The sequence below is a fragment of the Leucobacter celer subsp. astrifaciens genome (genome assembly GCF_001273835.1).
GTDB lineage: Bacteria > Actinomycetota > Actinomycetes > Actinomycetales > Microbacteriaceae > Leucobacter > Leucobacter celer.
The window spans coordinates 281,773-304,898 of record NZ_JHEI01000132.1 but is presented as its reverse complement, the minus strand read 5'-3'; the positions used below and the strand labels follow the sequence as shown (position 1 = coordinate 304,898).

19 protein-coding genes and 1 tRNA gene are annotated in these 23,126 nt (G+C 68.2%); 5 read left to right on the top strand and 15 right to left on the bottom strand.

Translation table 11 applies throughout. The features are described 5' to 3' along the window. Positions 1 to 10: 10 nt before the first annotated feature. Positions 11 to 1,480, bottom strand: a complete 1,470-nt coding sequence (locus AMS65_RS02260) for an NCS2 family permease (protein WP_053382532.1) — start codon at positions 1,478 to 1,480, stop codon at positions 11 to 13. A gap of 363 nt (positions 1,481 to 1,843) precedes the next feature. Here AMS65_RS02260 and AMS65_RS02255 point away from each other — a divergent pair, with 363 nt between their 5' ends. Then, the gene (locus tag AMS65_RS02255) at positions 1,844 to 3,892 is read left to right on the top strand and encodes an S-layer homology domain-containing protein (protein WP_053382531.1); all 2,049 of its coding nucleotides are present in this window, start codon (positions 1,844 to 1,846) and stop codon (positions 3,890 to 3,892) included. A gap of 212 nt (positions 3,893 to 4,104) precedes the next feature. On the opposite strand, the gene AMS65_RS02250 is transcribed toward AMS65_RS02255, so the two are convergent. Beyond that, complete coding sequence (locus tag AMS65_RS02250; RefSeq protein WP_053382530.1) at positions 4,105 to 4,476, bottom strand: FKBP-type peptidyl-prolyl cis-trans isomerase; 372 nt, start codon at positions 4,474 to 4,476, stop codon at positions 4,105 to 4,107. Between the two features lie 162 nt (positions 4,477 to 4,638). Between AMS65_RS02250 and AMS65_RS02245 the strand changes: the two genes are divergently transcribed. Further along, a complete protein-coding gene (locus AMS65_RS02245; RefSeq protein WP_053382529.1) occupies positions 4,639 to 5,505 on the top strand; it encodes a fumarylacetoacetate hydrolase family protein in 867 nt (288 codons plus the stop codon). 94 nt (positions 5,506 to 5,599) lie between these two features. On the opposite strand, the gene AMS65_RS02240 is transcribed toward AMS65_RS02245, so the two are convergent. From AMS65_RS02240 to AMS65_RS19940, 7 genes are all read right to left on the bottom strand, one after another. Continuing rightward, positions 5,600 to 7,075, bottom strand: coding sequence for an aspartate ammonia-lyase (locus AMS65_RS02240; RefSeq protein ID WP_053382528.1), 1,476 nt, complete (start codon positions 7,073 to 7,075; stop codon positions 5,600 to 5,602). Between the two features lie 59 nt (positions 7,076 to 7,134). Next, a complete protein-coding gene (locus AMS65_RS02235) occupies positions 7,135 to 8,616 on the bottom strand; it encodes an MFS transporter (RefSeq protein ID WP_053382599.1) in 1,482 nt (493 codons plus the stop codon). Positions 8,617 to 8,979: 363 nt separating this feature from the next. Then, positions 8,980 to 9,849 carry a M48 family metalloprotease gene (locus AMS65_RS02230; protein ID WP_053382527.1) on the bottom strand — a complete coding sequence of 290 codons (870 nt, stop codon included), beginning with the start codon at positions 9,847 to 9,849 and terminating at the stop codon, positions 8,980 to 8,982. 7 nt (positions 9,850 to 9,856) lie between these two features. Then, the gene (locus AMS65_RS02225; protein WP_053382526.1) at positions 9,857 to 10,426 is read right to left on the bottom strand and encodes a LemA family protein; all 570 of its coding nucleotides are present in this window, start codon (positions 10,424 to 10,426) and stop codon (positions 9,857 to 9,859) included. Positions 10,427 to 10,511: 85 nt separating this feature from the next. After that, entirely contained in the window at positions 10,512 to 11,825 is a 1,314-nt protein-coding gene (locus tag AMS65_RS02220; protein WP_053382525.1) for a D-arabinono-1,4-lactone oxidase, read from the bottom strand. After that, positions 11,813 to 13,066, bottom strand: coding sequence for an alanine racemase (locus AMS65_RS02215; RefSeq protein ID WP_053382524.1), 1,254 nt, complete (start codon positions 13,064 to 13,066; stop codon positions 11,813 to 11,815). Before AMS65_RS02215 ends, AMS65_RS02220 begins: the two co-directional genes overlap by 13 nt. A 388-nt stretch (positions 13,067 to 13,454) precedes the next feature. Next, positions 13,455 to 13,604, bottom strand: a complete 150-nt coding sequence (locus tag AMS65_RS19940; protein WP_169787566.1) for a hypothetical protein — start codon at positions 13,602 to 13,604, stop codon at positions 13,455 to 13,457. Between the two features lie 59 nt (positions 13,605 to 13,663). On the opposite strand from AMS65_RS19940, the gene AMS65_RS02210 reads away from it, so the two are divergent. Then, a complete protein-coding gene (locus AMS65_RS02210; RefSeq protein WP_053382523.1) occupies positions 13,664 to 13,876 on the top strand; it encodes a helix-hairpin-helix domain-containing protein in 213 nt (70 codons plus the stop codon). Positions 13,877 to 13,918: 42 nt separating this feature from the next. Beyond that, positions 13,919 to 13,992: transfer RNA gene (locus AMS65_RS02205), tRNA-Leu, on the top strand. Positions 13,993 to 14,047: 55 nt separating this feature from the next. On the opposite strand, the gene AMS65_RS02200 is transcribed toward AMS65_RS02205, so the two are convergent. Together AMS65_RS02200 and AMS65_RS02195 are read right to left on the bottom strand one after the other, a co-directional pair. Next, positions 14,048 to 15,052 (bottom strand): GGDEF domain-containing protein, encoded by a 1,005-nt coding sequence (locus AMS65_RS02200; protein WP_053382522.1) that lies wholly within the window; start codon positions 15,050 to 15,052, stop codon positions 14,048 to 14,050. Between the two features lie 312 nt (positions 15,053 to 15,364). Continuing rightward, on the bottom strand, positions 15,365 to 17,212 hold the full coding sequence (locus AMS65_RS02195; RefSeq protein ID WP_053382521.1) for a phosphoenolpyruvate carboxykinase (GTP): 1,848 nt from the start codon (positions 17,210 to 17,212) through the stop codon (positions 15,365 to 15,367). Between the two features lie 132 nt (positions 17,213 to 17,344). On the opposite strand from AMS65_RS02195, the gene AMS65_RS02190 reads away from it, so the two are divergent. Continuing rightward, a complete protein-coding gene (locus tag AMS65_RS02190) occupies positions 17,345 to 18,814 on the top strand; it encodes a helix-turn-helix domain-containing protein (protein WP_083451414.1) in 1,470 nt (489 codons plus the stop codon). A 240-nt stretch (positions 18,815 to 19,054) separates the two neighbouring features. Here AMS65_RS02190 and AMS65_RS02185 read toward each other — a convergent pair whose 3' ends face one another. From AMS65_RS02185 to eno, 4 genes are all read right to left on the bottom strand, one after another. Beyond that, positions 19,055 to 20,386 (bottom strand): NAD(P)/FAD-dependent oxidoreductase, encoded by a 1,332-nt coding sequence (locus tag AMS65_RS02185; RefSeq protein ID WP_053382519.1) that lies wholly within the window; start codon positions 20,384 to 20,386, stop codon positions 19,055 to 19,057. Between the two features lie 190 nt (positions 20,387 to 20,576). Next, positions 20,577 to 21,059 carry a DUF501 domain-containing protein gene (locus tag AMS65_RS02180; protein WP_053382518.1) on the bottom strand — a complete coding sequence of 161 codons (483 nt, stop codon included), beginning with the start codon at positions 21,057 to 21,059 and terminating at the stop codon, positions 20,577 to 20,579. An 80-nt stretch (positions 21,060 to 21,139) separates the two neighbouring features. Beyond that, positions 21,140 to 21,679 carry an FtsB family cell division protein gene (locus AMS65_RS02175; RefSeq protein ID WP_241489305.1) on the bottom strand — a complete coding sequence of 180 codons (540 nt, stop codon included), beginning with the start codon at positions 21,677 to 21,679 and terminating at the stop codon, positions 21,140 to 21,142. A 113-nt stretch (positions 21,680 to 21,792) separates the two neighbouring features. Continuing rightward, a complete protein-coding gene (gene eno, locus AMS65_RS02170; RefSeq protein WP_206541958.1) occupies positions 21,793 to 23,073 on the bottom strand; it encodes a phosphopyruvate hydratase in 1,281 nt (426 codons plus the stop codon). Between the last annotated feature and the right edge of the window lie 53 nt (positions 23,074 to 23,126).

Genomic DNA, 23,126 nt, shown 5'->3' with positions numbered 1-23,126 from the left:
GCGGGCGCCGCTACACTCCGAACAGCGCCTCGATGGGTCCGCGCGCGAAGAAGATGACGAAGCCCGCGGCCACCACCCACAGCAGCCAGTGCACCTGCTTCGCCCGGCCGCTGAGCGCGTGCACCAGCACCCAGGCCACGAAGCCCGCTCCGATGCCGTTGGCGATCGAGTAGGTCATGGGCATCACCGCTGCCGTCAGGAAGACCGGCAGCAGCACGCGGAAGTCGCTGAGATCGATGTGCTTGATCTGCGCCATCATGAGGGCGCCGACGATCACGAGCGCCGCGGCCGCGACCTCCGTCGGCACGATCTGCGTGAGCGGCGTGAAGAACATGGCCAGCAGGAACATGAGGCCCGTGATGATGTTGGCGAAACCCGTGCGGGCGCCCTCGCCGATGCCCGCACCCGACTCGATGAACACGGTGTTCGACGACGAGGAGGTCACACCGCCCGCGATGGCGCCGACGCCTTCGACGACGAGCGCCGACTTCAGGCGCGGGAAGTTGCCCTTCTCATCGGCCAGACCGGCCTCGCGCGAGAGGCCCGTCATGGTGCCCATCGCGTCGAAGAAGTTGGTGAACAGCAGCGTGAACACGAGCATCACGATGGTGACGGCGCCGACGCGGCCCAGGTCGAAGCTGACCGCGCCGATCAGGCTGAGATCGGGCAGACCGAACGGCGCGCCGCCGAGCTCGGGCACGGTGAGGCCCCAGCCGCCCTCGTTCGCGATCTCGCCGTCGGCGCCCACACGCGGCCCGAGGTGGATGACCGACTCGACGATGACCGAGATGACGGTGCCCGCGACGAGGCCGATGAGCAGGCCGCCCTTCACCTTGGCGGCGAGCAGCACGCCGGTGAGCACGAGCGTCACGACGAAGATGAGCGTCGGGATCGTGACGACCGATCCGCCGATGCCGAGGCCGACTGGCGGTGATCCCTGGCCGGTGGCCGTCACGAAGCCCGCGTTGACGAAGCCGATGAATGCGATGAAGAGGCCGATGCCGACGGTGATCGCGAGCTTCAGCTCCACCGGGACGGCGTCGAAGATCATGCGGCGCAGCCCCGTGGCCGCGAGCAGCACGATGAGCGCACCGTTGATCACCACGAGCGCCATCGCTTCGGGCCAGGTCACCTGGCCCACGACGGAGAACGCCAGGAACGCGTTGATCCCGAGCCCCGCGGCGAATCCGAAGGGCAGCCGGGAGACGACGCCGAAGAGGATCGTCATCACTCCGGCGGTGAGGGCGGTCACGGCGCTCACGGCCGGGAATGCGAGAGTGTTGCCCTCGACGTCCACCCCGCTCGTGAGGATGATCGGGTTGAGGATCACGATGTAGGCCATCGTGACGAAGGTCACGAGACCGCCCCGGATCTCCGCGGCGAACGTGGATCCCCGCTCCGTGATCTGGAAGTACCGGTCGATGCCGCCGATCCTGCGCTTCGTCTCCTGCTGGCTGGTCTCCTGCCGCGCCTCTGCCACCGGCCGCTCCGTTCCCTTGCTCTGGGTCTTGCTGAACAGCAGTACGCTACCACCCCTCGTGACGTCCCATCGATCCCGTCGCTGCGGGAGAGACCGACCCGCTCGCCGCGGTGGATCTGGGATCTGCGGAACATATGCCCGCCCTCCGGGCGCACGGCATATCTTCCGCCGATCCCAGACCCACGGCGGCTGATCCCGAGCACGGTCTCGAGACGCTGCACCCGGGCCGAGCCCGGGCACTCAGGTGTTCGGATTTTCGGATATTCCGGATCCGGTCCGAACACCGCCCGCGCGCCCGCGCCCCGAATATCATCGGCGTCAGGTGACGCATAGGGCGCGCCTATGTTAGAGCATGGAGCAGCGATGGCAACCCCCTCTTCTCGAAGACTCTTCGGACTCAGGCTTCCGGCGATCGCCGCCGCTGTCGCCCTGGTGATCTCCGGACTCATGCTCAGTCCGGCAGCCTATGCGGACGAGGATCCCCCGGCGCCGTCGGTCGCGCAGGAGGAGAGCGTTCCGGGAGTCGGCGCGACCCCCGACGAAGCGGTCGAGGATTCGACCGCTCCGGGGCGGGAGACTCCCCCGACCGGCGGAACGGACGTTTCCGCACCCGACGAGGAGGTCGGAGAAGAGATCGGGGTGCCCGACACCGCGGACGAGCCCACCGCCGATGATCCGGACCGGACGGTCCCCGTCGATCCGAACGCGGACGGGCGGGATCCCCGAGCGGGGACGCCGGAGACGCCGGCCACTTCCGACGGCGGGCTGCTGACCGATGCGGGGGCGACGCTCACCGAGAAAGAGCCGAACAACTCGACCGCGCAAGCGCAGACGCTCCCGCTCGGTGACACGGTCAACGCGAAGTTCGGGCCGGCGGGGACCTGCGACAACGATTTCTACGACTGCGATGTCTACCGGATCAGCACGCCCCAAGCCGGTCGGCTCCGCCTGGATCTGCGCTTCGCGAGCACTCTCGGCACCGACGGGTCCTTCGGGCTCTCCGTGCTCAACGCAGCCGGCCAGCGCACCCATGAGGTGGACATTCGCGCCTCCGATTACAACGGATCGCGCCTGCGCGGCCTGTTCATCTCGGTGGACAAGGGGACGAGCTACATCTCGATCAAAGCTCGCGTTCAGTCGTTCGGCGGAACCCCGATCTGGAGCGGCCAGGGATACACGCTCAAGGCCACGGTCGAGCCGCTGAACGTCGAGACCGAGCGGAACTCGAGTACCGCGACCGCGGATCTCATCGGGCTCGGCACTCGCGTGTACGGGGCCACCTTCGACGGCGACTGCAACAACGATTTCTATGATTGCGACTACTACCGGGTATCGCTGCCGTCTTCGGCTCGACTGGCGGTGGATTTCCGGGCGTCTTGCTCACTCGCGACGGAACGCCCCTACCGGGTCTCCGTGTACGACAACGCGGGTCGCGAGCTGCGGACCGCCGAGCTCGGGGGCCCGGACTGCTCCGGAGCACCGTTCACCGTCACCGCCCCCGCCGGAAACGTGTACCTGCTGGTGTATGCGCGGGCGCAGTCCTTCGCCGGCCAGACGGTGGCCTTCGGAAAGCCGTACAGCTTCACCATCGGCAGAAAGCTGTCGACCGCCACGCCGACGATCTCGGGCACGCCGAAGGTCGGATCGACGCTCGCCGCGAAACCGGGCAAGTGGGGGCCGGGCTCCGTCACGTTCAAGTACCAGTGGAAGCGCGACGGGAAGGCGATCACGGGTGCCACGAAGTCGAAGTACCGGCTCAGCGCGGCCGACGCGGGGCGCAGCGTCACCGTGACCGTCACCGGCTCCCGCTCGGGGTACAACGCAGAATCGCGCACCTCGGCGAAGAAGTACGTGCCGACCGCGTTCGTCGACGTACCGCGCTCCCACAGGTTCTACACGGAGATCCAGTGGATGTACGACTCCGGCGCGACCACGGGCGTCAAGACCTCGCAGGGTCTGAAGTATCAGCCCAAGGGGAAGGTGACGCGCGAGGCGATGGCCGCGTTCCTCTACCGCCAGAATGCGCCGAAGGGCTACCAGCCGAAGAAGCAGCACTTCGCCGACGTGCCGAAGAGCCACAAGTTCTACCGGGAGATCGAGTGGATGTACGACTCCGGCCTCTCGACGGGCATCAAGCAGGGCGGTGCACGCGTGTACAAGCCCAAGGACGGCGTCTCACGCGAGGCGATGGCCGCGTTCATGTACCGCTTGCTGAGCCCCGAGAACGGCAAGGCCCCGACGAAGGCGCCCTTCATCGACGTGCCGAAGAATCACAAGTTCGGCAAGGAGATCGCCTGGATGAAGGCGAGCGGCCTCTCCACCGGCACCCGCACCGCTCGCGGGGCGGCGTACAAGCCGAAGGACACCGTCAGCCGCGAGGCGATGGCCGCGTTCCTCTACCGTGCGAAGTAGGCGGGACCGCAAACCCGGCTCCTGAGCGCAGCGAGCGAGCCGGAGAACGACACGAGGCCCACCCCGAACTCGCGGGATGGGCCTCGTGTCGCCGGTCGGGACGAGGAAGACGGTTCAGCTGACCTGAAGAGGCTGCGCCTCCGCCGTCGACTGAACCGAGTCCGAGACGGACTCGGGGCGAGCTGGAACAGGCGAGAAATCGCCTCTTCTGATCAGCTCACCCCCTGCAGATCGATGACGAAGATGAGGGTCTTGCCCGACAGGGGGTGACCGCCGGAGGTGCCGTAGGCCTGCGCCGGCGGCACGGTGAGCTTGCGGCGTCCCCCGACCTTCATGCCGGGGATGCCCACCTGCCAGCCCTGGATCAGTGCGCGCAGCGGGAAGTTGATCGACTCGCCACGGCTCCACGACGAATCGAACTCCTCGCCCGATTCGTACTCGACGCCCAGGTAGTGCACATCGACCGTGGAGCTCGCGAGCGCCTCCTCGCCGGTGCCCTCCACGATGTCCACGATCTGCAGCTCAGTCGGGGCGGGGCCCTCCGGGAACTCGATCTCCGGCTTCGTCTTCGATGTTTCACTCATGCGTTCATTCTCTCGGATCCCCGCCGGTAGGCGCATCCGAGTTCGCTCAGAGGGAACCCCCGGAACTGATGTCCAGTGCATACCGCACAAAGAATCGAGGCCGACACGTGAGATACCCGCACGAAGCACGGCTCGGGGACGACGTCGGATACCCTTGAACGTGTGAGATTCGCGCATTTGACCCTCTCCCCCGATTCCGCACCCGAGCTCGTGATCGTCCGGGGCGAGCAGTACGCACCCGTGAGCGCTCTCGGAGCCTCCTACACGACGCTGCAGCGGCTCATCGAGGCGGGATCCGAGGCGCTGGACGAGCTGCGCACCGCAGCGGAGCAGCTGCCCGAGAGCGCATGGAGCAGCATCGCCGGCGCCGCGTACGCCCCCGCGGTGATCGGCGCCCCCATCGTGCTGGCCGTCGGCCTCAACTACGACGAGCACGCGAGCGAGCTCAGCCTCGACAACGACTCGGGCCCGGTGCTCTTCTCGCTCTTCCCCAATTCGCTCGGCGCTCACGAGGGCGAGGTGCCCCTCACCGAGAGCATCAGCGACGAGGTCGACTACGAGGGCGAGCTCGGCGTGATCATCGGCAAGCCCGCCAAGAACGTCACCCCGGAAGAGGCGCTCGACTACGTCTTCGGCTACACCGTCATCAACGACGTCACGGCGCGCAACATCCAGTTCCAGGAGCCGCAGTGGTCGCGCTGCAAGTCGTTCGACGGTTTCACGCCGATCGGCCCGGTGGTGGTGACGGCGGATCAGATCCCCGACCCGCAGGCCCTGCGCCTCACGACCGACGTCGACGGCCTGCGCGTGCAGGACTCGACCACGGGCTTCATGATCCGCACCGTCGCCCAGCTGATCTCATCGATCTCGCAGTCATCCACGCTGCTGCCCGGCACCGTCATCTCCACGGGATCGCCCGGCGGCGCAGGCCGCTCGCGGAAGCCGCCGCTCTACCTGCGCCCCGGCACCGAGGTCACCGTGACGATCGAGCACATCGGCGCGCTCACCTCGCACTGCACCACGGCGTAGACGAGTGTTCGCCGGTTGAGCGAGCGGAGCGAGTCGAAACCCGAGGATCCTCGATTTCGACTCGCTCCGCTCGCTCAATCAGCGGAGGCCGAGCCTACTCCTCGCCGTCCTCGAGCTTCTCGGGTGCGCTGCCCTCGATGATCTCGATCGCACCGGTCTCCGGAGCGAGACCGGCCAGCTTCTGCGGCTGCAGGATGTCGTCGAGTTGCGTCTGATCGAGCAGCCCGTGCGACACCACCAGTTCGGAGACCTTCTCGTTGGTGGCCAGCGCCTCCTTGGCCAGCTTCGCGGCCGCTGCGTACCCGATGACGGGGGCGAGCGCCGTGATCACGGTCACCGAGCGCGACACGGTGTCGGCCAGGCGCTGCTCATTGGCGGTGATGCCGTCGACGCAGTTGACGCGCAGCGTCTGGCAGGCGCGCTCGAGCCAGGTGATCGACTGGAACAGCGAGTGCGCGATGATCGGCTCGAAGGCGTTGAGCTGCAGCTGACCGGCCTCGACCGCCATCGAGACGGTCACGTCGGCGCCGGCGACCGAGTACGCCACCTGCGAGACGGCCTCGGGGATCACTGGGTTGACCTTTCCGGGCATGATCGAGGATCCCGCCTGGCGCGCAGGCAGGTTGATCTCGCCCAGGCCGGCCTGCGGGCCGGAGGAGAGCAGGCGCAGGTCGTTCGAGATCTTCGAGAGCTTGAGCGCGCTGCGCTTGAGGGCGCCGGAGAACGTGATGAAGACGCCCGTGTCGCTCGTGGACTCCACGAGGTCGCCCGCGGTGACGAGCTCGAGACCCGTGATGTCGCGCAGGTGCCGGATCACGGTCTCCTTGTAGCCGCGCGGCGCGTTGATGCCGGTGCCGATCGCCGTGGCCCCCATGTTGACCTCGCCGAGCAGTGTCACGGCCTCGCGCAGCCGCTCGATGTCCTCACGCAGTGTCACCGCGAAGGCGTTGAACTCCTGGCCCAGGGTCATCGGCACGGCGTCCTGCAACTGGGTGCGGCCCACCTTGATGATGTGCGAGAACTCGCGCCCCTTCGCGGAGAACGAGTCGGCGAGCAGCGCCAGCTCCTCAAGCAGGCTGCTCAGCGAGAACGCGAGCGCGATCTTGATCGCGGTCGGATAGGTGTCGTTGGTCGACTGGCTGCGATTGGTGTGGTCGTTGGGGTTGATGAAGGCGTAGTCGCCCTTCGCGTGGCCCGCGAGCTCGAGCGCCCGGTTGGTGATGACCTCGTTGGCGTTCATGTTGGTCGAGGTGCCCGCACCGCCCTGCACGACACCCACCACGAACTGGTCGTGCAGCATGCCGGTCTTGATCTCTTCGCAGGCCCGGTCGATGAGCGTGGCGCGCTGCTCGTCGAGCGCACCGATCTCGAGGTTGGCACGCGCTGCCGCCTGCTTCACGCAGGCGAAGGCGCGGATGAAGTCGGGATACACCGAGATGGGGCGTCGGGCGATCGGGAAGTTCTCGTGAGCGCGGGCCGTGTGCACCCCCCAGTAGGCGGATGCGGGGATCTCGACACTGCCGATCGAGTCCGTCTCGGTACGAGTCTGTGCTGACAAGAAGTCACTCACCGGTATCTAGGCTCCATTACTCGAAGAAAAGCGGCTTCAGCCGCACGACGAGATCAAGCCTACTCGGGATCGCGCAGAGATTCGGGCCCGCGGGGGCTCTTTCCGAAGGATCCTCCGTGCGGGGCGTCCGGATCCTCGATATCGTCGACTCGAATGGCGCCCGTGGCCGAGACCCCGGGGCCCTCGACCGGGGCCGATTCGCCGGCTCCCATCGCCGCTCCGCCCCGGCGCAGCACCGAGATCGGGGCGGTGAGCGTCTCGGTCTGGCGCCCCGGGTCGTCCGAAACCCCCGGCCGACCGGCGTGAGTGACGGTGAAGCGCAGGCCCCGGTCGCGGTGGAAGCGCAGCTCGCGCTCCGTGAACAGCCAGGCCAGACCGATCCCGAAGGCCAGCAGACCCGCCGCTCCGCTGATGACGAGGGTGGACCGCGGCCCCAGCGCGTCGGCGGCCGCGCCGACGAGCGGTGCTCCGACGGGCGTTCCCCCCATGAGGATCGCCATGTAGAGCGCGAGCACTCGCCCCCGCACGGCGGGATCCGCGGTCGTCTGCACGAATCCGTTGGCAGTGGTGAGCATCGTGGAGATCGCGAGGCCGAAGAACACGAGCGTGGCCGCGAAGGTCCAGAACGACGGCATCAGCGCCGCGACAAGACTCACCACCCCGATCCCGCCCACCGAGATGACGACCACGCGCATACGCGCACTCGGACGCCGCGCCGCGAGCAGCGCACCCGAGAGGGATCCGATGGCGAGGATCGAGGAGAGCAGACCGTAGTCGCTCGCCCCGCGGCCGAACTCGACCGCCATCGTCGACGAGATCACCGGGAAGTTCATGCTGAACGCGCCGACCAGGAAGACCATCACGAAGATCACGAGCAGGTCGTGCCTGCCCCGGACGTATCGGAACCCCGCGGAGAGCTGCCGCAGCTGCGACTCGCGCACCGCCCCCGCGGGCCGCGCCGGAGGCCGCGCGTCGATGAGCAGCAGCGCGCCGAGCACGGCGAGGAAGGAGACGGCGTTGATGAGGAACACCCAGCCCGATCCGACCACCGCGATGAGCACGCCCGCCACGGCCGGGCCGATGAGCCGGGCCGAATTGAAGGAGGCCGAGTTGAGCGCCACCGCGTTGGAGAGCTGCTTCGTGCCGACGAGATCCGAGACGAAGGCCTGGCGCGAAGTCGTGTCGAACGCGTTGACGATGCCGAGCGCGAGCGCGAAGCCGTAGAGGTGCCAGAGGTGCGCCTGGCCCGTGATGAGCAGCACCCCGAGCCCGGCCGCGAGCAGCATGAGCAGCGACTGCGTGACGAGCAGCACCCGCCGCCGGTCGAAGCGATCCGCCACGGCGCCGCTGAACGGCACGAGCAGCAGCTGCGGCCCGAACTGCAGCGCCATCGTCAGGCCGACGGCCGCGGCGTTGTTGTCGGTGAGTTCGGTCAGCACCACCCAGTTCTGGGTGGTCGCCTGCATCCACGCGCCGATGTTCGAGACGAGCGCTCCTGCGAACCAGATACGGTAGTTGCGCACGGCGAGCGATCGGAACATGTTCGACACGAAGTGGGCGACCTCCTTGGATTGGTGCTGTACTGAGACCCTATCGGGCACCGGGAAGTGCAACGTATTCCGGGCGACGAATATTCCGGGACGCCCCGTCGATCTGCGCGAGGTGCGCAGCCCGGAGTCGCAGGACGACAACCGCCGGTTGAGCGGGCGGAGCGAGTCGAAACCAGGCCCCGGTCGCACAGGACGAGGGCCGCTGCCGGTTGAGCGAGCGGAGCGAGTCGAAACCAGGCCCCGGTCGCACAGGACGGCGGTAACGGCGAGAACTCCCCTCCCAGGCCAGGCGCTCAAGCGCCGGCGTTTCGCGCCAATGCCGCTTGCTCTGCCACAGGGCGAGTCAACGGGCGGTCAGAACTTCCCGCCCATGTCCAGCAGCCGCCGGATGCGATCCGGGATCGGCGGGTGCGTCGCGAAGAGCCGCTGCATCACTCCGGGCTTGAGCGGATCGGCGATCCACAGGTGCGCCATGCTCGACTGCTGCTTCTGCAGCGGCCGGCCGTACTCGGAGAGCTTGTGGAGCGCGCTGGCCAGCGCCTCCGGGTGCCGGGTGGTGAGGGCGCCGGTCGCGTCGGCCAGGTACTCGCGCTGTCGCGAGACGGCGAGCTGTACCATCGACGCGACCAGCGGGGCGACCAGCATCGCCACGAGCCCGAAGATCATCACCACCGGGTTGCTGTTGTTGTTGCGCCCGAAGAACGCCATGCGCACGAGCACGTCGGCGATCATGCCGACCGCGACGACGAGGCCGTAGACGATCATCGAGACGCGGATGTCGTAGTTGCGCACGTGCCCGAGCTCGTGCGCCATGACCCCCTCCAGCTCGGAGTCGGTCATGATGTCGAGCAGCCCGGTCGTCGCTGCGACCATCGCGTGCTCGGGATCCCGACCCGTCGCGAACGCGTTGGGGGCGGGGTCGTGCACGATGTAGACCTCGGGCATGGGCGTTCCCGTGGTGATCGCCAGATTCTCGACGACGCGGTAGAGGCGCGGATTGTCGGCCTCGGTGATGCGCTGCGCGCCGCTCATGGAGATGGCCTGACGACCTGCCGCGAAGTACTGGATCGCCGCGTAGCCGAGGGCCACGGCAACCACCGTGATCACGATGCCCGGCGAGTCGTAGATCGCCGACGCGAGCCACCCGAGTCCACCGACGATGCCGATGAACAGCAGGATGATGAGGAAGCTGTTGACCTTGTTGCGGCGTATCGCGCTGTACACGGGCTTCCTAGAACTGGATGCGCGGCGGCTCCGAGATCGAGGCGACGTCGTCGACCTCGAAGAACTCGCGCTCCGTGAAGCCCATCGCACGCACGAAGATGGTGTTGGGGAACACCTGGATCTTGGTGTTGTACTCGCGCACACCGCCGTTGTAGAAGCGGCGCGCCGCCTGGATCTTGTTCTCGGTGTCGACCAGCTCGCCCTGCAGCTGCAGGAAGTTCTGGCTGGCCTGCAGCTGCGGATACGCCTCGGCGACCGCGAAGATGCTCTTGAGCGCCTGCTGCATGTGGTTCTCGGCCACCGATGCCTCGGCGGGACCCTGCGCCGAGATGGTCTCGGCGCGCGCCTTGGTCACGGAGTCGAAGACGCCCTTCTCATGGGCGGCGTAGCCCTTGACCGTCTCGACGAGCGCCGGAATGAGATCGGCTCTCCGCTTGAGCTGTACGGTGATGTCGCTCCACGCCTCGTCGACCCGCACGCGCAGCGTGACGAGGGAGTTGTACGTGATCCAGACATAACCGATCAGCAGGACGAGAACACCGACCGCGATCAGCGCGGCAATCAATCCACCAGACATGGGTGCATCCTATCCGGCTCGGCCCTGAATGCGCTGGAAGCGTTCGGCTCCGCCGCCGCGCAGAGCCATGCGCTGCTTCGTGCGGTCAGGCGCCCAGCACCCGCTCGAGGTACGGGTTCGCGAAGATCCGTTCGGGATCGAGGCGGTCCCTGATCCCGGTGAAGCTCTCGAAGGCCGGGTAGCGCTCGCGCAGCGTCTCGGCGCTCTGCGTGTGCAGCTTGCCCCAGTGGGGCCGTCCGTCGTAGGCGGCGAGGATCGCCTCGGCGTCGCGCAGGTATCCGCGATCCCGATCCCGCCAGTACCGGTGCACGGCGATGTAGCCCGAGTCGCGGCCGTGCGCGGTGGAGAGCAACAGCCCATCGGCACCGGCCGATCGCACCTCGATCGGGAAGGAGACGCGGTAGCCCCGGCGCTCGATCATGGCGCGCAGCTCCCGCACCGCTTCGGGCACGGCGTCGAGCGGCACGCTGTACTCCATCTCGTGGAAGCGCACGCGGCGGTGCGTGACGTACACCCGATGCGACTCGTCGGTGTAGCGCCGGCGGCTCGAAAGCTGCTCGATGATCCGGTTGACGCGCGGTGTCGCCCGGGGCATCACGCTGCCGAGCGCGGTGCAGGCTCCGAAGGCGACGTTGTTCGCCAGTTCCTCGTCGGCGAAGCGCGCGAACCGGGTGAGCGGCTCGCGCGGGTCTGCTGCGGGAAGCCGCGTGTTGGTCTTCGTACGGGTACCGCGCGTGTGCGGGAACCAGTAGAACTCGAAGTGATCGACCCCTCGGGTGCGAGCGACGAAGGTGTCGAGCACCTGTTCGAGCGGTTCGGGCGCCTCCTCGGCACGCAGCAGATAGCGCGGCACGCACTGCAGGGTGACCGTCACCAGCACCCCGAGCGCGCCGAGCCCGAGCGCGACCGCCGGCAGCAGCTCGGAGTGATGATCCTCGTCGATCGTCAGAACCTCGCCCGTGCCGGTCACGATCTGGGCACCCACCACGCCCGTCGACAGCCCGCCGAGCCGCACGCCGGTGCCGTGCGTACCGGTCTGCGTGGCGCCGGTGATGGTCTGCCGATCGATGTCGCCCATGTTGGCGAGGGCCAGGCCCAGCGGCTCGAGGATCGCGGGCAGTTCCCAGAGATGCGTGCCGCCCCACAGCGTGACGCGGCCCCGTGCGGTATCGGCCGAGACCAGACCCCGCATCCGGCTCATGTCGAGCCGGATGCCATCGGTGGCGCCGATCGCCGTGAAGCTGTGCGACGCGCCGATCGGCTTGAGCGTGTGACCCGTTTCACGGGCCCGCTGCACGGCGAGCACGACCTGCTCCGCGGAGCGCGGCGCGATCTCGAGCTCTGGCTGCGACGACTCCGTGCGCGCCCAGTTGTTCCAGCGTGCCGTCACAGGAAGCACCGCCCCTCTCCCCGATAGCTCGGGATCGCCGGCAACACCGATCCGTCTCCACCGATCGGCACGACCTCGTTGGTGTGCTCCATCACTTCACCGGCCTTCGTGTGGCGCAGCCACACGCGATCCCCGGGGAGCAGCCTCCGCGCCGCCGCGCCGCGCACCGGCGTCTGCACCTCGCCCGCACCCTCTCTGGGCTCGAAGCCCAGCCCGGCCGGCCACACGGGCTGCGGCAGGCGATCCGCCGCCGCGGGACCCGAGGCGATCCACCCGCCGCCCAGCAGCGTCGCCCGATCGGGCGACGGCTTGCGCACCACATCGAGGGCGAATGCCACCGCGGGAGCCGCGTCGAAGGTGCTGTAGTGGTCGAAGAGGTGCGGCCCGAAGAGCCCGCTGCCCGCGGCCACCTCGGTCACCGCGGCTTCGGAGGCCGTGCGCTCGACGGAGCCGGTACCTCCACCGTTGACGAACTCGAGCTGCGCTTCCTGCCGCACGGCCGCGATTGCCGCTGCTCGTCGTTCCACCAGCTCGGCGCCGCTGGCCCGCTGCACCGCGCGCAGCAGCATCCCCTCGGCGGTCCGCCCCGCCGGACGGTCTCCCACCCCGGCGATCTGCGCCTCGTAGGCCATCACCCCGACGAGCGTGAATCCCGGGCGCGCAGCCACGCGGGCCGCCAGCGCCCGCAGTTCGTCGGGTGCGTGCAGGGGCGACCGCCGCACGCCGAGATGCCCGAGAGCCCTGCTGCGCCAGGACGCGTCGAGCTCGAGACAGACCCGGATCGGAGCACGCGATGCCGGTGGCATCACCGAATCGATGAGATCGAGCTGTTCCACACCGTCGATCATCACCGTGACCCGCGCGGCACTGCGCTCGTCGGAGCCGAGCCGAGCGAGGGCACGCCGATCGGCCGTCGGGTATCCCACCACCACGTCGTCAACGGTCTCGGCGAGCCACAACGCCTCGTCGAGGGTATAGGCCAGCACGCCCCGGAACCCGGGCAGCGCGAGCACCGCATCGAGCACGCCGCGTACCCGCACCGACTTGCTGGCCACCCGGATGGGGATCCCGCCGGCCCTCCGGGTGAGGTCATAGGCGTTGCGACTCAGTGCCGCGAGACTCAGCGCGACGACGGGAGCCGGCAGGTCGCGCGTCGCCTCGGTGAACGCGGACCAGTACTCCTCCGGTCTCTCCCAGGGCTGCTCCGCCGCCGCAGCCCGAACTTCGGGGGCGCTGAGATCGAGTGTCATGGATGCAGTGTAGAGCCTGCGGGTCTCGGACGCACCTCCCCCGGTGGACTCGAATCCGGTCCCCGCTGTCCGAGTCTCGAGCCCCGCCCGTGCCCCGCGTGCCATGGTTCCGCGCTGCCCAGCGCCCCGCGAATCACGCCGAGATCCCGATTTCGGTCGCTCAGCAGCGGCGGAGAGGACCGAAATCGGGATCTCGGCGGCCACGGAAGGGTGTTCGGGTGTTCGGGTGCCCGGCTGCTCGGGCATTCGGGGTTCGCGGCCCCGGGCCCGGGATCGGGGCTCGGAATCGCGGCGGTGCGGGTCAGCAGCGGTGCGGAATCGCAGCAGTGCAGACTCGTGACAGTGCAGCCTCGTAACTCGAGGCTGCGCCGCATCGCACCGCGATCCCTCAGTCTCCGCGGAGATCCCGCTCGAGCTCCGCCTGCCAGGCGGCCCGCTCCGCATCGCGGCGAACCCGCCAGGCCCGCACGCGCAGGTACGCGGCGAGCAGGATCGCAATCACGATCAGCACAATGAGCAGGACCTTGGCGAAGAGCACGGAACCAGCTTACGCGGCGCCGGTCGCGGGATCCGCCGACGAGCTTGTACGCTGACCGCATGACCACTCGAGACCTCCCCGAGCAAATCGGCGATCTGCCGCGGATCGGCCGTCCGGCGAACAGCGCGCTGCTCGCCATCGGCGTCACCACGCTGCGCGAGATCTCCAGGATGCGCCGAAAGGAGCTTCTCGCACTGCACGGTGTCGGCCCCAAGGCCGTGCGGATCCTCGAAGAGGCGCTCAGCGACGCGGGCCTGAGCTTCGCCGAGTAGCCGATCCTGCGCGTGCGGCCCGCTCATGGGAGGATGGTCGCTGCCCCCATAGCCCAATTGGCAGAGGCAGCCGACTTAAAATCGGCGCAGTCTGGGTTCGAGTCCCAGTGGGGGGACTCCGCTCCGCTCCGTCCCGCCTTGTTCTCGAACCCTGGACGCGGCTGATCCGCTCTACAGGGCGCGGGCGCTCGGGGAGAACGCCGGGGCGCGGCGGTCGAGTTTCCGTGCGCGCTTGTGCGCGTACATGCGGGCATCGGCAGCGGTGATCGCGTCGGTCACCGGGACGACACCGGGCTCGGCCGCGGCGATCCCGATCGACGCTCTCACGCCGGCCTCGGAGAGGGCGCGTGCAAACGCGCTGAACCCGGCCTCGATCTGGGACGGCGCGGTCCCGTTGCAGAGGATCATGAACTCGTCGCCCCCGTAGCGCGCGACGTGACTCACCTGGGTGGGAGCGGCGCGAAGGGCTTCCGCGGCGCGCACGATCATGGCATCCCCCGCGGCGTGCCCGTGCGAGTCGTTGAGCGCTTTGAGGTCGTCGAGATCGACCACCGCAACTGCGACGGGATCTCCGAATGCGTCGAGACGCTCCTGCGCGTCCGCAACCACTCGGTCCCACCCGCGTCTGTTCAGCGCGCCGGTGAGCGCATCGGTCTGCGCGAGGGCTTCGGCGAGTTCCAGGCGATGACGCTCGTGATCCACGTGTCGCGAGAGTCTGAGCTGGGTCGTGAGCATCTCGCTCAGCAGAGACAGGAGCTGCTCATCGACGGTCTCGCCCTCGAGCAGCGGTTCGGATCGCACACCGCAGAGCACACCGAAGACGCCGCCTCGAACGTCACCGATGGTGTAGCCAGCGTACGCACCGACCGTCGCGGCGATCTCGAGATCCGAGTACTCCGGATCGATTCGTGAGTTCCTGACGACGTGCGTGTCCCCCGCAGCCATCCGGCTGCAGAAGGACTCCGTCCACGCGACACGATCACCCACGTCCAGTATCTGGTCGTGGTGAACGTGCAGGTGGACCTGATCGCCTCCGCCCACACGGGACACCGACCAATCGGTGAGCGGGGTGTGCAGGTTCAGATAGGCGACTACGCGCTCGGAGGATTCGGTGAAGAGCCGGGCGCCGTTCAGGCTCGGCGACTCCCACGATCTGGAATTCTGCGCGCTGCTCACTCTTCACTGGGCCAAACCCGGCCTGCCTCCCTCGTGCTCCCTCATCAGGATAGCGCCCGGCGCGGCAGGCCACGCGATCCTCCGTCGCTGAGCGCCCTGCTCAGCTCATAAAAAGCAGGCCCCGCCGTCGGGCAGGACGGCGGGGCCTACGAGTGGTCCGGCGATTGCGCAGAACCGCGAAGCGATGGAGGCGAGGCCGGTTTCCCGATTTCGACTCCGCGCTTCGCGCTCCGCTCAATCAGCGGAAACCTCCGCGCTTCGCGCTCCGCTCAATCAGCGGAAACCTCCGCGCACGGCACGAGCGGCGGAAACTTATGCGTTCAGGCGCTCGCGCAGGCCGTCGAGCTGACCGCGCAGGGCAGCCGGCACACGATCGCCGAACTGGGCGAAGAACTCCTCGGTGAGGTCGGCCTCGGCGAGCCAGGACGCGGGGTCGATCGCGAACAGCTCCGCCATGTCGGCCTCAGGCACCTCGATGCCGTCGAGGTTCAGCTCGCCGGCGACGGGCACCGTGCCGATCGCGGTCTCTCGGCCCTCGACCTCGCCCTCGACTCGGCGGATGACCCAGTCGATCACACGCGAGTTGTCGCCGAACCCGGGCCACAGGAAGCGGCCGTCGGCGCCCTTACGGAACCAGTTGACCTGGAAGATCTTGGGCGCCTTGTCACCCAGCTGCTCGCCCACCTCGAGCCAGTGGCCCCAGTAATCGGCCATGTTGTAGCCGCAGAAGGGCAGCATGGCGAAGGGGTCGCGGCGCAGTTCGCCGACGGTGCCCTCCTGCGCGGCGGTCTTCTCGGACGAGACGGTCGCGCCCACGAACACGCCGTGCTCCCACGACAACGACTGCGCGACGAGCGGCACGTTGGTGGCACGACGTCCGCCGAAGAGGATCGCGTCGAGCGGCACGCCGTTCTGCTCGTACCAGTCCTGCGCGAGCGTGGGGGTCTGCTGGATCGGCACGGTGAAGCGCGAGTTGGGGTGAGCGGCCGGGCGGTCCGCATCGGGCGTCCAGTCGTTGCCCTGCCAGTCGACGAGGTGCGCGGGCACCTCATCGGTCTTGCCCTCCCACCACACGTCGCCGTCATCCGTCAGCGCGACGTTGGTGAAGATGGTGTTGCCCCAGAGCGTCTCCATCGCCACCGGGTTGGTCGACTCTCCGGTGCCGGGCGCGACGCCGAAGAAGCCGGCCTCGGGGTTGATGGCGTAGAGGCGTCCGTCGGTACCGGGGCGCAGCCAGGCGATGTCGTCGCCGATCGTCTCGACCTTCCAGCCGGGGATCGTGGGCTGGAGCATCGCGAGGTTGGTCTTGCCGCACGCCGAGGGGAACGCGGCTGAGAGGTGGTAGGACTTGTCGGTCTCGGTGTTGGTGAGCTTGAGCAGCAGCATGTGCTCGGCGAGCCACCCCTCGTCGCGACCCATCACCGAGGCGATGCGCAAGGCGAAGCACTTCTTCGAGAGCAGCGCGTTGCCGCCGTAGCCGGAGCCGTACGACCACACCTCGAGGGTCTCGGGGAAGTGGGTGATGTACTTGGTGTCGCTGCAGGGCCAGGCCTCGTCCTCCTGGCCGTCGGCGAGAGGCGCTCCGACGGAGTGCACGGTGCGCACCCACTCGCTGCCCGGGGTGATGCCGTCGAGGGCCGTCTGGCCCATGCGGGTCATGATCCGCATGTTCAGCACCGCGTAGGGCGAGTCAGTGATCTCGATCCCGAGCTGCGTGATGGCGCCGCCGACCGGGCCCATCGAGAACGGCACGACGTACATGATGCGTCCGCGCATGACACCGTCGAAGAGCGGCATGAGCTCCGCCTTCATCTCGGCAGGTGCCACCCAGTTGTTCGTGGGGCCGGCGTCCTCCTGCTTCTCCGAGCAGATGAAGGTGCGGTCCTCCACACGGGCCACGTCGCCGGGGTGGGAACGGGCGAGGAAGCTGCCGGGACGCAGATCCTTGTTGAGCGGAATGAGCGAACCGGCCTCGACCATCTCAGTCGTGATGCGGTTCCACTCGTCCTGGGAGCCGTCGCACCAGATCACGTCAGCGGGTTTGGTCAGCTCAGCGACCTCGGTCACCCACTGCAGCACTTCCTCGTTGGCGGTGGTCGCGTTGGCGCGGACGAGATCGGTGATCGTGATCTCCTCGTCGATGACCTGGGTTGCGCTCATGACGTTTCGTTCTCCTCGGGTTCACACCGTGTCGGTGAAGAATCGGTGACATCTCCATTCTCGGCAAGCGATTTACCCTGCGTGCACCATTTCGCCCGGAAATTTTCGCGATTTTTGCCGTATAGTCAAAACATGACGCCTGAAGTAACCCCCACCCAGAGCGAAGCCGAGTTCGATCGGATGCTGCTCGGCAAACGACTGCGGCACTTCCGCACCCGGGCGGGACTCACCCTCGACCAGCTCGGCGAGCGGGTGGGCGTCGTGGCCAGTCAGCTCTCGCTCATCGAGAACGGTCGCCGAGAGCCGAAGCTCGGCCTGCTGCAGAGCGCGGCTCGCGAGCTCGGGATCGATCCCTCCGAACTGCTGAAACGCGAGGCCCCGGATCGCCGCAGCGAACTCGAGATCGAGCTCGAGCGCGCGCAGACCGCCCCCAGCTACCTGCGACTCGGACTCCCCCACGTGCGGGCTCCGCGCACGCTCGGGGACGACACCCTCGAGTCCCTCGTCGGCCTGCACCGCGAACTCGCCCGGCGATCCCGAGCCGCCGCCACGACCTCGGAAGAGGCCCGCCGCGCCAACACGGCCATCCGCATGCAGATGCGCGAGTGCGACAACTACATCCACGAGATCGAACTCGTCGCCTCCGATCTGATGCGCCGCATCGGCCACACCACGGGCGCCGTCACCCACCGCGAGGTCGCGATGTCTGCGGAGCTGCTGGGGTTCACCCTCATCTTCGTCGACGAGCTACCATCGAACACCCGCAGCATCACCGACCTCGAGAACGGCCGCATCTACCTGCCTCCGGCGTCGATCCCCGGCGGCCACGGGCTGCGCTCGCTCGCCCTGCAGGCCATGGCTCACCGGGTGCTGGGGCACACCGAACCGTCGAGCTACGGGGAGTTCCTCGAACAGCGTCTGCAGATCAACTACTTCGCCGCCGCTTGCCTGATGCCCGAGGCCAGGGCGGTCGATCTGCTGCAGCAGGCCAAGCGCAACCGCAATCTGGCGATCGAGGATCTGCGCGACGCCTTCGGGGTGACTCACGAGGCTGCCGCGCACCGCTTCACCAACCTCGCCACCCGCCACCTCGATCTGCGCGTGCACCACTACCGTGCCGACGGGGCGGGCGCGCTGGTGCGCGGCTACGAGAACGACGGGCTGCCCTTCCCCAGCGATGATTCCGGGTCGATCGAGGGCGAGATGCTGTGCCACAAGTGGGGCGGCCGCACGGCGTTCAATCGCACGAACCGCACCAGCGAGTTCTACCAGTACACCGACACGCCCGCCGGCACCTTCTGGTCGAGCGTGCAGACCGGCGACGCCGAGCTGGGGCCCTTCGCCATCGCCTGTGGCGTGCCCTTCGACGACGCCAAGTGGTTCCGGGGGCGCGATACGCACGAGCGCAGGGTCTCGACGTGCCCCGACGAGAACTGCTGCCGCACTCCCCGTCCAGATCTGCTGACGCGATGGCAGGGCAAGGCGTGGCCCAGCGCCCGCATGCACGCGCACGTGCTCTCGCCACTGCCCACGGGCACCTTCCCGGGAGTCGATGACACGGAGATGTACGAGTTCCTCTCCCGGCATGCGCCGGAGGCTTAGGGAGAAAGGCGTCAGCCTTTCTCCGCCGGAGGCGCTGAGCCCACAGGCTCAGGAGAATTAAGCGGAGAGCGGAGCTCTTCGCTTCTCCGGCGCGGGCCCACAGGCCCGGCAAGGAGCTCTCGGCAAAGCGAAGCTTTGCGCTCCGAGCCCGATCTCCGCGGGCAGAAACGCGAGAACCCCCGCAGCGCCGGGCTGCGGGGGTTCTGAACGGGAGATCCGGGATCGCGGATCCCGAACCGGCTACGCCTTGGGGCGCGACGCGAACTCCTCGAAGATCGCGCGGGGCTCCTGCGTCGCCTCGATGTTGACGACATCGCGTCCCAGGAAGAAGTGGCCGACCCAGCCGCCGAACACGCGCCACTTGCGCTCCCACGAGGGGATCGCGAGGCCGTGGTAGAAGCGGTGCGCGAGCCACGCGAAGTAGCCCTTCAGCGCGAACTTGCCCGACTGGAACACGCCGGTGTTGACGCCGAGGCCGGCAACCGCACCCGCGTTCTTGTGGTTGTACTCGTGCACGCCCTCGCCGCGCAGGTCCGCGACGATGTTCTTCGCGAGCAGCTTGCCCTGACGCACGGCATGCTGCGCGTTGGGCACGCAGAATCCGCCGGGCCCGGGGGTCGACGAGATGTCGGGCGTCTGCGACGTGTCGCCCGCGGTCCATGCGCCCTCGAGCGCCTCGCCCTCCTCCGTGGTGATGCGGAGGGTGGGGCTGCCCACGACGTGACCGCGGGGGCCGATCGGCAGGTCGGTGCCGCGCAGGAACGGACGGGGCATGACGCCCGCGGTCCACACGATGAGGTCGGACTCGTACTGCTCGCCGGTCGAGAGTTCGATCTTGCCGTCGACGGCGGAGGAGAGCTGCGTGTCGAGATGGATCTCGACGCCGCGACGGGTCTGATCCTTGACCACCCAGTTCGCCGTCTCCTGCGAGACCTCGGGCATGATGCGACCCATGGCCTCGACCAGGTGGAATACGGTCTCGTCGAAGGAGATCTCGGGGTAGCGGCGCAGCAGCGAGGTCGCGAAGGAGCGCAGCTCGGAGATGGTCTCGATGCCCGCGAAGCCGCCGCCGACGACGGTCACGGTGAGCAGGCGCGCGCGCTCGGCCGAGTCCTTGGGCAGCGAGGCCGCGCGCTCGAAGTTGCCGACGAGGCGATCGCGCACCGCGACGGCCTCCTCGATGGTCTTCATGCCGATCGCGTTGTCGGCGATGCCCGCGATCGGGAAGGTGCGCGACACCGAGCCCGTGGTGACGACGATGTGGTCGTACTGGAACTCGAAGGGCTCGCCCACGTTCGGGGTGACGGTGGCGGTCTTGGCGGCGTGCGAGATGCCCGTCACCTTGCCCGCGATGTTCGCGGTGCGGCTCAGGTGGCGACGACGCGCCACGACCGCGTGCCGCGGCTCGATCGATCCCGAAGCGACCTCGGGCAGGAAGGGCAGATAAGCCATGTAGGGCAGCGGGTCGACGATCGTCACCTCTGCCTCACCCGCACGGAGCAGCTTCTCGAGCTTCCATGCGGTGTAGAAGCCGGCGTAGCCACCACCAACGATCAGAATCTTCTTCGCCACGAAGCGGTCTCCTTGATGCAATGAGCGTAGTGTGCGCCCGCCTCGCGGGCACAGAAAAAAGCGGGCGCTTCGCGCCCACGGCCTCAACTCTACCCCGTTTTCACCGGGGCCACGGCCGTTTCAGCGGAAAGCCGACGAAAAACGCGAGATTCGGTCGAGAAAAATTACCAGGACCGCGTCTCCTGCGGCTTCAACCGTTCCAATCGCACCGTTCGAGCGCAAGATCACCGATCGGGTTCACACCCGGTCCTGCGGCCAGTGCGTGCCCGATGAGGGCGTGCAGGCACTTGACTCTCGTCGGCATGCCACCCGCGCTGACACCGGCCAGTTCCGGCACCTCCCCCACGCTGTCGCGATCCGCGATGTACTGCTCGTGCGCGCGCGCATACTGCGCGCGCACCTCCTCGTCGTCGGCCAGCAGCTCGTTGAACTCGTTCATCACCCCGGCTGCTTCGAGCCGCGAGGCGGCCGCCACCGCTTCCGGGTGGCACAGGTAGTAGAAGGTGGGGAACGGCGACCCGTCGGGCAGGCGCGGCGCTGTGGCCACGACGGCAGGGCTGCCGTCGGAGGCGCGCGCAGCGATGCCGACGACGCCGCGCGCCTCTCGGCCCAGCTGCTCGCTCACCGCCGCGATATCGGCTGCGGCGGGCTGGTCGTACGGCGGACGTGTCATGCGGGGTCTTCCTTCTCGTCGTCCCGAGCCGGTCGGATCTCGCTGCAGTATGCGGCGGTGCTCGGCATGGACGTGTGCGGTTACTCGCCGGTCTCGGCGTCGGTGGTGTCGGTGGCGTCAGTGGCGTCGGAGGCATCCTCCGGAGCGGCGGGGTCGACCCCCTCCAGCTCTTCGGGCGGCGCGTCGGTCAATCCCGCGCTCAGGAAGGACGCAGCGAGACCGCGCGCCCAGGTGCTCTCGATGCGGGAGAGCTCGGCGTTGGTCTCCTCCTCGGACTCGGCCGGCAGCACGATGTCGTCGATCACGTTGAGCTGGGTCTCCCCCGGCATCACGTAGAACAGCCGGTCCCTCGCCTGAGCTCGCACGTAGACGGGATCCTTCCACTTCGCACGCTCGGCATCGATCTCGTTCACGGCCTCCTGATGCTGACGCACGCTCTCGCGCAGCTCAGCGATCTCCCGCCGCTGCTGCACGTAGGTGGAGATGCTCGGGCTCACGATCACGGCACCGGCGATCACCAGCACCACGACGAGCGCGGTGAAGCCGCTGAACCGCAGGCTCGACGCCCACGCGCCGAGGTCTTCGGTCCAACGCTTCACCGTGCCGTGCCTGTCCGCCATCTCAGGATCCTTGATTTCGACTCGCTGCGCTCACGCGATCGGCGTGAGCGGCGCGCGGCCGACCGAGGTCGGCCGCATCAGCTCACTCAACAGGACCTCGGGATCGGCAGCGCTCAGGCCGAGAAGCGCGGGAACGCGCCCCGTCCGGCGTACTTGGCCGCAGCGCCCAGCTCTTCCTCGATGCGGAGCAGCTGGTTGTACTTGGCGACGCGGTCGGAGCGCGCGGGGGCTCCGGTCTTGATCTGACCGCAGTCGGTGGCCACCGCGAGGTCGGCGATCGTCACGTCCTCGGTCTCACCCGAGCGGTGCGACATCACGGCGGTGTAGCCGGCGCGCTGCGCGAGCTGCACGGCGTCGAAGGTCTCGGTGAGCGTGCCGATCTGGTTGACCTTCACGAGCAGCGAGTTGGCGACGCCCTTCGCGATGCCGTCGGCAAGACGCTCCGGGTTGGTGACGAAGAGGTCGTCGCCGACGAGCTGCACTCGAGTGCCGAGCTCGTCGGTGAGGTGCTTCCAGCCGTCCCAGTCGCTCTCGTCGAGCGGGTCCTCGATCGACACGAGCGGGTAGCGGTCGAGCAGATCCGCGTAGTACGCGGTCATCTCGGCCGCGGTGCGATCCTGGCCCTCGAACTTGTAGACGCCGTTCTCGTAGAACTCCGAGGAGGCCACGTCGAGCGCCACGGCCACGTCGCGACCCGGCTCGAGACCGGCGCGCTGAATAGCCTCGACGATGAGGTCGAGCGCCTCCGCATTGGTCGGCAGGTCGGGAGCGAAGCCGCCCTCATCGCCGAGACCGGTGGACAGCTTCTTCTCGTTGAGCAGCGCCTTGAGGGAGTGGTAGACCTCGACGCCCCAGCGCAGTGCCTCCGAGAAGGTCTCGGCGCCGAGCGGCACCGCCATGAACTCCTGGATGTCGACACCGGTGTCGGCGTGCGCGCCGCCGTTGATGATGTTCATGAGCGGCACGGGCAGCGTGCTCGCGTTCGGTCCGCCCAGGTAGCGGTAGAGCGGGAGCTCGGCCGAGGCCGCCGCAGCGTGGGCGACGGCGAGGCTGACGCCGAGGATCGAGTTGGCCCCGACGCGCGACTTGTTGTCGGTGCCGTCGACCTCCTTGAGCACGGCGTCGATGATGCGCTGGTCGTCGGCGGAGAAGCCCTCGACCGCAGGCGCGAGCTCATCGAACACCGCGTCGACGGCCTTCGTGACGCCCTTGCCGAGGTAGCGATCCTTGTCGCCGTCGCGCAGCTCGTATGCCTCGAAGGCGCCGGTCGAAGCGCCCGAGGGCACCGCAGCGCGGCCCACGGAATCGTCGGTCAGGCCGACCTCGACCTCAACGGTCGGGTTGCCACGTGAATCGAGGATCTCTCGGGCGATCACTGCGTCGATAAATGCCACCATGCGCTCCTTGGGTCTATGCCAGTGCTTGGGATGTTGAGCAGAAGTGTGCG

Coding starts and splice junctions, on each gene's coding strand:
- AMS65_RS02255 (WP_053382531.1), top strand. CDS start 1,844: ATGGCAACCCCCTCTTCTCGAAGACTCTTCGGACTCAGGCTTCCGGCG.
- AMS65_RS02250 (WP_053382530.1), bottom strand. CDS start 4,476: ATGAGTGAAACATCGAAGACGAAGCCGGAGATCGAGTTCCCGGAGGGC.
- AMS65_RS02235 (WP_053382599.1), bottom strand. CDS start 8,616: ATGTTCCGATCGCTCGCCGTGCGCAACTACCGTATCTGGTTCGCAGGA.
- AMS65_RS02225 (WP_053382526.1), bottom strand. CDS start 10,426: ATGTCTGGTGGATTGATTGCCGCGCTGATCGCGGTCGGTGTTCTCGTC.
- AMS65_RS02215 (WP_053382524.1), bottom strand. CDS start 13,066: ATGACACTCGATCTCAGCGCCCCCGAAGTTCGGGCTGCGGCGGCGGAG.
- AMS65_RS02210 (WP_053382523.1), top strand. CDS start 13,664: ATGACCACTCGAGACCTCCCCGAGCAAATCGGCGATCTGCCGCGGATC.
- AMS65_RS02195 (WP_053382521.1), bottom strand. CDS start 17,212: ATGAGCGCAACCCAGGTCATCGACGAGGAGATCACGATCACCGATCTC.
- AMS65_RS02190 (WP_083451414.1), top strand. CDS start 17,345: ATGACGCCTGAAGTAACCCCCACCCAGAGCGAAGCCGAGTTCGATCGG.
- AMS65_RS02180 (WP_053382518.1), bottom strand. CDS start 21,059: ATGACACGTCCGCCGTACGACCAGCCCGCCGCAGCCGATATCGCGGCG.
- AMS65_RS02175 (WP_241489305.1), bottom strand. CDS start 21,679: ATGGCGGACAGGCACGGCACGGTGAAGCGTTGGACCGAAGACCTCGGC.